This is a genomic window from Pantoea sp. EKM21T, from assembly GCF_011800405.1.
GTDB lineage: Bacteria > Pseudomonadota > Gammaproteobacteria > Enterobacterales > Enterobacteriaceae > Pantoea > Pantoea agglomerans.
Window position 1 is genome coordinate 57,675 of sequence record NZ_JAALFV010000005.1, and the last position, 12,318, is coordinate 69,992.

The window sequence follows — 12,318 nt, forward strand, 5'->3', positions numbered from 1 at the left end:
GTCAATTTATTGCTGACTGTTTCCGGAAATGATGCGGAAAGGTTAAAAAACCACCACTACCGGAACATCAGGGCTGTAAAAAAAATTTGTTCATTAAGCGATTCAGCCATCATTTATCAGTGGTCCTGTTCCGATTTTTCAGCAGCAAGTCGTTGAAAAACGACAGTGAAATTTGAGTTAAGTCATTCTGCGGGGCGGTGGTCATGCCAGGAAAGTTCTGGAAAAAATTCGCAGCGCGACAAAAGTCGGTAAACTCCCGGTTTTGTCATTTATGCCATGTTGCAATCCCCTTCCTGATAAGAGGCGCAACGACCACTGACTCACGGCCAGTGCTACACTTTTCCGCTTTACCATTGATGAATCTGACCTATGACCGCACTGGACGCTGCACAACAAAACAAACATCAGAGCCGCCTGAACTGGGGCACACGCACCATCTTTTTGATCAATGGCTTAGGAATGTCAGCCTGGGCTCCGCTGGTGCCGTTTGCCCGCGATCGTCTGCAGCTCAGCGGCGCATCACTGGGCGCGTTACTGCTCTGTCTGGGTATTGGTTCGCTGGCCGCGATGCCGGTGACCGGCACACTGGTGGCGCGGTTTGGCTGCCGTCGGGTGATGTGCTTCTCTACCCTGTTAGTGCTGATGATGATGCCGCTACTGGCCACGGCTGACTCTCATCTGGTCATGGCGGCTGCGCTGATGCTGTTTGGCGCCGGGCTGGGCATGCTGGATGTGGCGATGAATTATCAGGCGGTTCAGGTTGAGCAGGCGGCGGATAAACCGATGATGTCCGGCTTCCATGGCTTCTTTAGTCTTGGCGGGATTCTGGGTGCGGGCACGGTCAGCCTGTTGCTGAGCCAGTCTTTTTCACCCCTGGCCGCCACGCTGGTGGTAATGGCAGTGATGTTGTTGCTGTTGCTGTGGCGACTGCCGGTCTTAATGAATGAACGCCTGCATCAGCCCGATCAACCCTGGCTGGTGATCCCACGCGGCTGGGTCGCGTTTCTTGGCCTGCTCTGCTTTATCCTGTTCCTGGCGGAAGGGGCCGTGCTGGACTGGGGCGCGCTGCTGCTGCTGCAGAACCCGGAGATGTCACCCGCCTGGGCCGGAATGGGCTATGCGGTGTTTTCCGTAGCGATGACGCTGGGCCGTTTTAGCGGCGATAAGATCATCCAGCGTTTTGGTCGCTACCCGGTGATGCTGACCGGCGCGCTGACCGCCGCAGCTGGCATGAGTCTGGCCGTCTGGCTGCCGTGGCCGGAGATCGCCCTGCTGGCTTTCCTGCTGGTCGGCTTTGGTTTATCTAACACGGTGCCGATGTTGTTCAATGCTGCCGGGAATCAACAGGATATGCCTGCGAACCTGGCGATTTCTGCCATGACAACGCTGGGATATGCGGGTATTCTCTCAGGTCCGGCTTTAATCGGATTCATTTCGCAATGGATCAGCCTCAGCGGCGCATTTTTAGCGATCGCCCTGTTGCTGTTAGCGGTAGCCGCCAGTGCGCGAAAAGTTGCGCAATAATTCAGGTACCTGACACGCTATGTTGTATAAGTTTCCACTGACCTCCGGCAACGTCACCCGCTTTTTTGTAGTTTTCAATCTGGTGCTCCTGCTGGCGCTGGGCTTTATGGTGCATAACTCGGTGAATGCCTGGCTGACCGGGAAGCGCTATGCCATGGACGATCTGGCACGTGACGTTCAGAAGCGCATTGATGCCTATCGCTTTGCCACCTGGCAGATCTATGAAAACCTCTCTACCAGTGCGGCAGGTGCAACACCCGGCAGTAACCTGCAGGAGACGCGACTGCGTCCTGACGTCTACTACCTGGAAAAAACCCGGCGTAAAACGGAAGCGCTGATTTTCGGTTCACATGACAGCAGCACGCTGGACATGACCATGCGGATGTCGAACTATCTCGACACGCTGTGGGGCGCAGAAAATCCCACCTGGTCGATGTACTTTTTAAATGGTCAGGACAATAGCCTGATTATGATCTCGACCCTGCCGCTGAAAGATATGGCGACGCGCTATAAAGAGAGCGCCATCAGTTCAATGGTTGATGGCCGTCGTGCTGAGATGTTGCAGCAGGCGAATGCGCTCGATGAGCGCGAGAGTTTCTCACCGCTGCGCCACCTCGCCTTCCAGAACGATCACTATTTCACGCTGCGTACCACCTTTAACCAGCCAGGCCATCTGGCCACGGTGGTCGCCTTTGATCTGCCGGTTAACGATATTGTTCCGCAGAACATGCCGCTGGAAAATTTCCAGCTGCGTCAGGACAGCTCAATGCCTGCCAGCAGCAGTGAACAGCAGGAGGTGGAAAATACCCGCATCTCACTGGTTAATCCCAATATTGAGATTACGGCCACCCTGCCCAGCACCTCGCTACAGCTGGTTTATCAGGTGCCGATTGGCCGTCTGATTATCGACACCCTGCATAATCTGCTCTGGCCGCTGCTGATTAACCTGCTGCTGTTCCTGCTTTCACTGGCGGGTATCGTACTGCTGCGCCAGCAGTCGCTGCGTCCCAGCGAGAACCAGAGCGCTGAACTCGATTCGCTGCGGGTATTGAATGAAGAGATTGTGGCCAGTCTGCCGGTCGGTCTGCTGGTGTATGACTTTGCCAGCAACCGCACCCTGCTGAGCAATAAGATTGCTGAACATCTTTTGCCTCACCTCAATCTGCAGAAGATCATTAATATGTCCGACCAGCATCAGGGCGTGCTGCAGGCCACCATTAATAACGAAGTGTATGAGATTCGCCACGCCCGCAGCGTGCTGTCGCCGCATACCCAGCTGTTTATGATGCGTGACCAGGATCGCGAGCTGCTGGTGAATAAGAAGCTGCAAAAAGCGCAGCAGGTGCTGGATCGTAACCATCAGATGCGACAGCAGCTGCTGCACAATCTGGGCCACGCGCTGAATCAGCCCCTGGAGAAGATGGTGACGCAGCTGGTACAGCTCAGCCAGCGTGATGCCGATGAGACCGTGCTGGACCTGCTCGATGAGAGTCAGGGGCTGGCGCGGCTGGTGGATGATATCGTGCTGCTGAACCGGCTTGAGGCGCACGACTGGTCACCCGATGCGACCGTCTTTAACCTGCAGGAACTGCTGGATGAGATCGCGCTGGAAAGCCTGCCGCTGATGCGCCGCAAAGGGCTGTCGCTGGTGGTGAATAATCACCTGGCTAATGATGAGACGCGCTTTGGCGACCGTCGCGCCCTGCGTAAAGTGCTGACCACGCTGATGCACTACGCCCTGACCACCACCCGCTGGGGGAAAATCACCCTGGAAGTTAAGGCTGCGGACAAGCAGGCCGATAGATTGATTATCGAGCTGGTGGATACCGGTGCGGGCCTGACGGTGGATGAACTGGCCAATGTCGACTTCCCGTTCCTGGGCGATACCAGTCAGGATCGCTACGGACAGGCTTCTGGCATGGCGTTCTTCCTCTGTAAGCAGCTCTGCAAGCAGATGGGTGGCAGCCTGGATATCGTGGCAAAAGCGGATATCGGCACGCGCTACAACATGCAGTTGCCGCTGGTGCTGGAGCAGAAGCGCGAAGAAGAAGAGGAAAAAATTCTGGATGGCGTTACCGCGCTGGTGGAGATCACCGTGGAGGACGTGCATAAAATTGTCTGCCGCCATCTGGAAAACTGGGGAGCGCGTTGTCTGACACCCGACGAGCGCATTTCCGGTCAGGATCACGATGTGCTGGTGACCGACGATCCATCAAAGCTTAGCGGCTGGGCACTGCTGCTGGCGGAAGATGAACTGGGGCACCATGCACTGAACGACCAGCAGTATCGGGTCAATTTCAATCTCAGTAATGCGCTGCTGGATGCATTGCTGGCACTGATAGAGAAGCAACTGTCGCATGATGTGATGGATAACGACACGGAAGACGACGCGGCCACGCCATTGATGAGCGGCGGCTATTTCCAGCTGTTTACGGAGACAGTACCGGTTGATGTGAAGAGGCTGTATACTGAGTCGGCGGAAAAGGACTACGCCTCGCTTGCTCAGACAGCGCATCGCCTAAAGGGCGTGTTTGCCATGCTCAATCTGACTCCCGGCAAACAGCTTTGTGAAGAGTTAGAACACCACATTAAAGCGTGTGACGATTCAAACATTACAAATACCACCAGTGATATTGACGCTTACGTCAATCAACTGCTGCAGCAAGGTAACCAATAAGATGAATAACTTAAACGTAATTATTGCCGATGACCATCCAATTGTCCTTTTCGGTATCCGAAAATCTCTGGAACAAATTGAATGGGTTAACGTTGTAGGTGAGTTCGAAGACTCAACAGCACTGATCAATAATCTGTCCAAGCTTGACGCCAACGTCCTGATCACCGACCTCTCTATGCCAGGTGAGAAGTATGGCGATGGTATTACGCTGATTAAATATATTAAACGCCACTACCCGGATCTCTCGATTATTGTTCTGACCATGAACAATAACCCGGCGATTCTGAGTTCAGTGCTTGATCTCGATATCGAAGGGATTGTACTGAAACAGGGCGCGCCAACCGATTTGCCAAAGGCACTGGCTGCACTGCAGAAAGGCAAGAAATATACGCCGGAAAGCGTTGCGAAACTGCTGGAGAAAATCAGCGCGGGTGGTTATGGCGACAAACGCCTGTCACCGAAAGAGAGCGAAGTGCTGCGTCTGTTTGCAGAAGGTTTCCTGGTCACCGAGATTGCCAAGAAGCTGAACCGCAGTATCAAAACCATCAGTAGCCAGAAGAAATCAGCGATGATGAAACTGGGCGTGGATAACGATATCGCACTGCTGAACTACCTGTCGTCTGTCAGCCAGACTCAGGTCGAAAGAGACTAAGTTACTTCCTGAGGCGGTGCAGCCTGCACCGCCTCGCCTCTGCCCTTTCCTGCCCTATCCCATCCGCGTTTTACGTACCCGATCAGCATAGATTGCCAGCGTCACTTTCAGCACATCTAACGTCACCGGTTTCGACAGGCAGTTATCCATGCCCGCATCCATGCAACGCTGTTTCTCTTCCGCCAGCGCATTCGCCGTCACGCCAACGACCGGGAAGAGATGGCCCAGCTGACGCAACCGCTGCGTCAGGCGATAACCATCCATATTCGGCATGTTCACGTCGGTCAGTACGATATCAATCTCATTACGACTCAGTACATTAAGTGCATCAACGCCATCCTGCGCAGTCTTCACCTGATAGCCCAGCGTGCCGAGCTGCTCCGACAGCAGCATGCGGTTAATCGGATGGTCATCGACAATCAACACCATGATGTCATCGTTATGCACTTTCTCTTCTACCGGCGCGGCCAGCAACAGCGCATCTGCGGCGTCGTTGCCCAGTGCGATCCGATAGATGCGCGCCAGCAGCGCCGGAACCTCGTGCAGCGTGGCGGTAGAGTGGATCCAGCGGCCAGGCTGACGTTCACGCGGCATATCCACATGCGATCCATCGAAAGTGACCAGCGCCCGCAGCGGAACATCAATATCCAGTTCGTAATCGGTCATCACCACATCGTCATGGCCAGGCTTACCGTTATACTCCCCGACCTGAATGCCCTGCTGCTGAATCTGACGCGTGATAAATTCCGCGAGGTACTCGTTGCGCATCGCCAGCCAGATTTTCTTATCCTGTAAATCCTCCAGCAGCATCAGTGACGGCTTCTGTCCTTTGTAGATTGGAATACGCACAATAAACTGGCTGCCCATGCCTGGCTCTGAGTCGACCTCGATGTCGCCGTCCATCATATTGATCAGCTTTTCACAGATCGCCAGTCCCAGCCCGGTGCCCTGGAAATTACGCTGCACGCCATTTCCCACCTGGAAGAAAGGATCAAACAGGCGTGGCAGCTCTTTTGCCGGAATGCCGACGCCAGTATCACGGACGCGGAATGCCAGATAGCCCTGCGCAACGTAAGCGTGGAGGATAATACAGCCCGTATGCGTGAACTTAATCGCGTTATTCAGCAGGTTAGAGATCACCTGCTGCAGACGCAGCGGATCGCCGTCCAGCACCTGCGGAACGTCATGTTCGATAAAGCAGTAGAGCGTAAGCCGCTTCTTCACCACCAGCGACAGATAGTTGCCGACGATGTGGGTCACGATTTCACGAGGTGCAAACGGACGCGGCTCAATTTTCAGCTGCTCTGATTCGATTTTTGAGAAGTCGAGAATATCGCTGATGATTTTCAGAAGCAAGCTGGAGGAGTTGTTCATCGCCGTCACCAGCGAGTCGATACCGCTGGGCAGCTCTTTGGTCTGCAGCAGATCGAGATTCCCGATAATGCCATAAAGCGGCGTGCGCAGTTCGTGACTGACTGTGGCAAGGAACATCGATTTTGACTGGCTCGCCTGCTCTGCCGCGTGGGCCATCTCCTGCAGCGACTGCTCCATCCGCACGCGCGCCGAGACGTCGACCAGCACGCAAATCGCCACGTTCTCATTACGATAGCGTGAATGCACGAAGCTGATTTGCAAATTGGTATTACTGCCGGTGAGCACATCGACAAAGTTGACCTGCTGCCCGCCAATAATCTCATTCAGCCGCAGGCGATCTTCCTGCGTCAGCAACGTCAGATAATTGTGCGCCAGCTCGTTACTCAGAATATTGGTGCCGTCGCTGGTGCGTAAAATACAGATCCCGACCGGCGCAGAGGCGACAATCTTACGGTTAAACTGCTCATGCTCTTCCAGCCGGTGCGCGTTCTCCTCCGCCGGCAGGAACATCCGGCGCTCAAATAGCCAGGCGAGGGTAAACAGAATGACAGCGCTGAAAATATTGAGCAGCAGCGCATTAATGATCATCAGCTTGAGCTGATCCACCATCACGTCGGTAGATATCGACCACACCACGTTAAGATCGGAAGGCGGCAGCGGCTTTTTCAGAACCAGCTGACGATAACCATTCAGGTATCCGAACCAAGTTTTATCATCAGGAAGACTATCGAGCGAGAAGCCCAGCCCGCCGCGCCGCGAATTTAGCAGTGGACGATAATTTTCATCGGTAATGGACGCGATAATCGGCAGGCTGCCCGGCTGAATAAACTCATCCAGACGGATATTCTGTTCGACGCCAAGCAGCGCCTGTAACTTATTAGCAACGTAGACGGGCACCACCATAAAGAAGGTTCCGACGCCTGGCTGAGCACTGCTGTTAATCCAGTACATCGGATTGCGGCGATCTTCTTCGCTGCTGTTGCGATAGCGCAGCACATTCTCACGCAGCGATTTCAGGCTGCGTTCCCGGTCAGCATTGCTGCTGCCAATCGTGAAGTCGGCCAGACACTGACTCTCGCCACCGATAAAGAACACCCGATTCAGCTCATACGATGAGGCGAAGTTACTTTTCCAGTAATTGATGTAGTAACTGAGTGAATCGAGCGAGTTGCGCCAGGTATTGCTCATCGAGGTACAGTCGCCATCCGAAAACAGGGGCGTAAACTGCGGCTGAGATGTTTTGCCTGGCATCATACCGGTCAGCACATCCAGACCGCTGCTGGCGTTGGTTAAGCGGTTCTCGGTGATATATTTCAGCTCACGCATCATGTCCGCCGAATGGCGCACATACCACTGTATCGTGCCGTAGTTGCTGGCAAACTCCTGCCGAACCTGCGTCTCTTTATTGTGCAGCACGCTGATAATGTAAAACGCAGTAAGAACGGCGCCCAGCGTCCAGATTAGCAGCGCCAGCGCGCGGAAAAGATAGCGCGAGATGCGAAGCGTAGTGCGGAAAGAGACAGGATATTTCAAAGGTAACTCGCAGTTGGCAAGGTTAGTCGCATCATCGATTTTTAATGCCCATACACTAGCTTTATCGGGCGTAAAAAGCCAGCCAGCCGCAGGCTTAGCGGGCGGTTTGGGAATCTTTTAAGACAGCCAAAGCAACATCTTTATCTTAGGAAGAAGTCGCCGCCTCTCCCCCTCAAACAAATGCACGCACACATCTCCTTAAAGCGACACCACAACCCCAACAAGAAAGGCCTGCTATGCCCGAAGAGCAAAGCGTCTGGCCCGCGATGGCGTGGCCGATCCGCATGGATGCGGGAACCCTTTGCGATCGGGCACAGCAGTCCTTTCGACGGCTCCCATCTGACTGCCATCAGCCAGCCATTTTCCCGCCCCGCCTCTAAGACCTCAAACAACACGCCCATCCCCTCAAAGCGACACCCAAATCCCACCAAGAAAGGCCTGCTATGCCCGAAGAGCAAAGCGTCCACGCCAGGGATGGCGTGGCCGATCCGCATGGATGCGGGAATCCTTTGCGATCGGGCATAGCAGGCCTTTCGGCAGCTCCCGACTCACAGCCACCAGCCACCAGCCACCAGCCACCAGCCATTTTCCCGACCCGCCTCTCACACCTCAAACAACACGCCCATCCCCTCAAAGCGACACCCAAATCCCAACAAGAAAGGCCTGCTGTGCCCGAAGAGCAAAGCGTCCACGCCAGGGATGGCGTGGCCGATCCGCATGGATGCGGGAATCCTTTGCGATCGGGCATAGTGGGCCTTTCGGCGGCTCCCAACTCACAGCCACCAGCAACCAGCAACCAGCAACCAGCCTCCAGCCTCCAGCCCTAAGCTCCCTGCTCCCTCCCCATCACACAAAAAAAACGGCAGGCCGGGTTTCCCCTGACCTGCCGTTTCTGCAACGAACCTCAGCTCACGCCAGACAAATTACTCTTCGTCTTCAGCCGCGTCGTCTTCGTCTTCTGCATCCGCTTCCGGCGCAATCTCTTCATCGTCGTTCTCTGCTTCCGGCGCGATATCTTCCTCGCCTTCCGCCACGCTACCGTCGATTGAATCCAGCTCTTCTTCTTCAACCGGCTCGGCAACACGCTGCAGACCCACGACGTTCTCATCCTCTGCGGTACGAATCAGAATCACACCCTGGGTATTACGACCCACGACGCTGACTTCTGAAACGCGGGTACGCACCAGCGTACCGGCATCGGTGATCATCATAATCTGATCGCCATCAACGACCTGAACGGCGCCAATCACCGGACCATTACGTTCGGTCACTTTGATTGAAATAACACCCTGAGTCGCACGCGACTTGGTCGGGTATTCGCTGTTGGCCGTACGCTTGCCGTAACCATTCTGCGTCACGGTCATAATTGCACCCTCTTCACGCGGCACAATCAATGACACAACGCGATCGCCTTCAGCCAGCCTGATGCCGCGTACGCCAGAGGCGGTACGACCCATCGCACGGACTGCGGTTTCTGCAAAGCGCACCACTTTACCGGCCGCTGAGAACAGCATCGCTTCATCGTTACCGTTGGTCAGCGCCACACCGATCAGCTCATCGTCGTCACGCAGATTCACGGCAATAATGCCCGCGCTGCGTGGACGGCTGAACTCTTTCAGTGCGGTCTTCTTCACGGTACCGAGCGCGGTCGCCATAAAGATATTAAAGCCTTCGGTATACTCACGTACCGGCAGAATCGCCGTAATACGCTCGTTGGCTTCCAGCGGCAGCAGGTTGACGATTGGACGTCCACGTGCGCCACGGCTTGCTTCCGGCAGCTGGTAAACCTTCATCCAGTAGAGACGGCCACGGCTGGAGAAGCAAAGAATCGTGTCATGCGTATTGGCGACCAGCAGACGATCAATGAAGTCCTCTTCTTTGATACGTGCGGCTGATTTGCCCTTACCACCACGACGCTGCGCTTCATAGTCGGTCAGCGGCTGATACTTCACATAGCCCTGATGCGACAATGTCACCACAACATCTTCCTGATTGATCAGGTCTTCGATATTAATGTCAGCCGTGTTGGCGGTAATCTCTGTGCGACGCTCATCACCGAACTGATCACGCATCAGCTCCAGCTCTTCGCGGATCACCTCCATCAGACGGTCCGCGTTCGACAGAATGCGCAGCAGCTCAGCGATCTGCTCCAGCAGCGCTTTATACTCATCCAGCAGCTTCTCGTGCTCAAGGCCGGTCAGTTTCTGCAGACGCAGATCCAGAATCGCCTGAGCCTGCTGCTCGGTCAGATAGTATTGACCATCACGGATGCCGTATTGTGGATCCAGCCACTCCGGACGCGCGGCGTCATCACCGGCACGTTCCAGCATCGCTGACACGTTACCGAGATCCCACGCCTGCGCAATCAGACCCGCTTTCGCTTCTGCCGGGTTTGGTGCACGACGAATCAGCTCGATGATCGGATCGATATTCGCCAGCGCAATCGCCAGACCTTCCAGGATATGCGCACGATCGCGCGCCTTACGCAGTTCAAAGATAGTACGACGCGTCACAACTTCACGACGATGGCGAACAAAGGCGTCCAGAATCTCCTTCAGCGCCATGATCTTCGGCTGACCCTGATGCAGGGCGACCATGTTGATACCAAACGAGGTCTGCAACTGGGTCAGTGAATAGAGATTATTCAGCACGACTTCGCCGACCGCATCGCGCTTGATCTCAATCACGATACGCATGCCGTCTTTATCAGACTCATCGCGCAGTGCGCTGATGCCTTCGACACGCTTCTCTTTCACCAGCTCCGCAATCTTCTCAATCAGGCGTGCCTTGTTAACCTGATACGGCAGCTCATGAATGATGATGGTCTCGCGGCCCGTTTTAGCATCGGCTTCCACTTCGCCACGCGCACGAATATAAATTTTACCGCGTCCGGTGCGGTACGCTTCTTCGATGCCACGGCGACCATTGATAATAGCGGCGGTCGGGAAATCAGGCCCCGGAATGTGCTCCATCAGCTCTTCAATGCTGATGTCTTCATTTTCAATGTAAGCCAGACAGCCGTTAATCACTTCACGCAGGTTATGCGGCGGAATGTTGGTTGCCATACCCACGGCGATACCGGAAGAGCCGTTCACCAGCAGGTTAGGAATTTTGGTCGGCAGAACTTCAGGGATCTGCTCAGTGCCGTCGTAGTTCGGTACGAAATCGACGGTCTCTTTTTCCAGGTCAGCTAACAGGTCGTGGGCGATTTTCGACATGCGAATTTCGGTATAACGCATCGCCGCGGCGGAGTCGCCGTCGATGGAACCGAAGTTGCCTTGTCCGTCCACCAGCATGTAACGCAGGGAGAAAGGCTGGGCCATACGTACAATGGTGTCGTAAACGGCGGAATCACCATGCGGGTGATATTTACCGATAACGTCACCGACGACGCGGGCAGATTTTTTATAGGGTTTGTTCCAGTCGTTACCCAGTACGCTCATCGCAAAAAGTACGCGACGATGAACCGGCTTCAGGCCATCACGCACATCGGGTAAAGCTCGGCCAACGATGACCGACATGGCGTAACCGAGGTAAGAATTTTTTAATTCTTCTTCGATATTGACCGGTGTAATTTCTCTCGCAAGGTCGCTCATGGAGCCGCTATCCCTCTACTTAATCCCGGATTTTAAAGGTGCGAAAGTATATCACACTGCAATGCTCTGGTGAACGCTAACCACCGATTTCACCCGCTTTTCCTTGCGCCTGAAAGGTGTGCCATCTGCGGTTAAGCGTTTATACTGTGGGCACATTTTGTCAGGAGTTACGATTCAATGAATGCACAACCGCAGAATCATCAGCAGAACGTCGATGCGCAGGAAATTGCCAAGTTTGAGGCCGTTGCCTCGCGCTGGTGGGATCTGGAGGGTGAATTTAAACCGTTGCACCGCATTAACCCGCTGCGCCTGGGCTATATCGCGCAGCACAGCAACGGCTTGTTCGGTAAAACCGTGCTCGACGTCGGATGCGGCGGCGGCATCTTAGCCGAAAGCATGGCGCGTGAAGGTGCCGTGGTCACGGGCCTGGACATGGGCGCGGAACCGCTGGCCGTGGCGCGCCTGCATGCTCTGGAGAGCGGAGTGACGCTGGACTACGTGCAGCAGACCGTCGAAGAGCATGCGGAGCAGCACGCCGGAAAATATGATGTGGTGACCTGCATGGAGATGCTGGAGCACGTGCCGGATCCGCGCTCAGTGGTTCACGCCTGTGCGAAGCTGGTCAAACCCGGCGGCGAAGTCTTCTTCTCTACGCTGAACCGCAATCCAAAAGCCTGGCTGCTGGCGATATTTGGTGCGGAATATGTGTTGCGCATGCTGCCGCGCGGCACTCACGACGTGAAGAAATTTATCCGTCCTTCCGAACTGCTGGGCTGGGTCGATGAAACGGCCCTGCGTGAACGCCACATCATTGGCCTGCATTACAACCCGGTGACTAACCGATTCAAACTGGCTCCCGGCACTGACGTGAATTATATGGTGCACACCCACCGCGCCGTCTGAGTGACCCGCCCGCCTGAATCAGGGCGGGCATCTCCTCTTCTGCGCCCGTTCTCCCTGTG

The 12,318-nt window shown here is 55.0% G+C and carries 6 protein-coding genes; 4 read left to right on the plus strand and 2 right to left on the minus strand.

Translation table 11 applies throughout. From position 1 onward, the window contains the following. Positions 1-369: 369 nt before the first annotated feature. From HFD87_RS11520 to rcsB, 3 genes are read left to right on the plus strand one after another with little or no spacing between them, the layout of a single operon-like run. Complete coding sequence (locus tag HFD87_RS11520) at positions 370-1,524, plus strand: MFS transporter (RefSeq protein WP_167423465.1); 1,155 nt, start codon at positions 370-372, stop codon at positions 1,522-1,524. A gap of 19 nt (positions 1,525-1,543) precedes the next feature. Next, the gene (rcsD, locus tag HFD87_RS11525) at positions 1,544-4,201 is read left to right on the plus strand and encodes a phosphotransferase RcsD (RefSeq protein WP_010248389.1); all 2,658 of its coding nucleotides are present in this window, start codon (positions 1,544-1,546) and stop codon (positions 4,199-4,201) included. Position 4,202: 1 nt separating this feature from the next. Then, entirely contained in the window at positions 4,203-4,853 is a 651-nt protein-coding gene (gene rcsB, locus HFD87_RS11530; RefSeq protein ID WP_009089068.1) for a response regulator transcription factor RcsB, read from the plus strand. A gap of 54 nt (positions 4,854-4,907) precedes the next feature. Here rcsB and rcsC read toward each other — a convergent pair whose 3' ends face one another. Together rcsC and gyrA are read right to left on the minus strand one after the other, a co-directional pair. Then, positions 4,908-7,760, minus strand: coding sequence for a two-component system sensor histidine kinase RcsC (gene rcsC / locus HFD87_RS11535; RefSeq protein ID WP_010248396.1), 2,853 nt, complete (start codon positions 7,758-7,760; stop codon positions 4,908-4,910). 923 nt (positions 7,761-8,683) lie between these two features. Next, positions 8,684-11,356 (minus strand): DNA topoisomerase (ATP-hydrolyzing) subunit A, encoded by a 2,673-nt coding sequence (gene gyrA, locus HFD87_RS11540; RefSeq protein WP_064690246.1) that lies wholly within the window; start codon positions 11,354-11,356, stop codon positions 8,684-8,686. A 177-nt stretch (positions 11,357-11,533) separates the two neighbouring features. Between gyrA and ubiG the strand changes: the two genes are divergently transcribed. Next, positions 11,534-12,259 carry a bifunctional 2-polyprenyl-6-hydroxyphenol methylase/3-demethylubiquinol 3-O-methyltransferase UbiG gene (gene ubiG, locus HFD87_RS11545; RefSeq protein WP_010671459.1) on the plus strand — a complete coding sequence of 242 codons (726 nt, stop codon included), beginning with the start codon at positions 11,534-11,536 and terminating at the stop codon, positions 12,257-12,259. Positions 12,260-12,318 lie beyond the last annotated feature (59 nt).

Bases quoted from the DNA above. Each gene is read 5' to 3' on its own strand.
- HFD87_RS11520 (WP_167423465.1), top strand. From the start codon at position 370: ATGACCGCACTGGACGCTGCACAACAAAACAAACATCAGAGCCGCCTG.
- rcsD (WP_010248389.1), top strand. From the start codon at position 1,544: ATGTTGTATAAGTTTCCACTGACCTCCGGCAACGTCACCCGCTTTTTT.
- rcsB (WP_009089068.1), top strand. From the start codon at position 4,203: ATGAATAACTTAAACGTAATTATTGCCGATGACCATCCAATTGTCCTT.
- gyrA (WP_064690246.1), bottom strand. From the start codon at position 11,356: ATGAGCGACCTTGCGAGAGAAATTACACCGGTCAATATCGAAGAAGAA.
- ubiG (WP_010671459.1), top strand. From the start codon at position 11,534: ATGAATGCACAACCGCAGAATCATCAGCAGAACGTCGATGCGCAGGAA.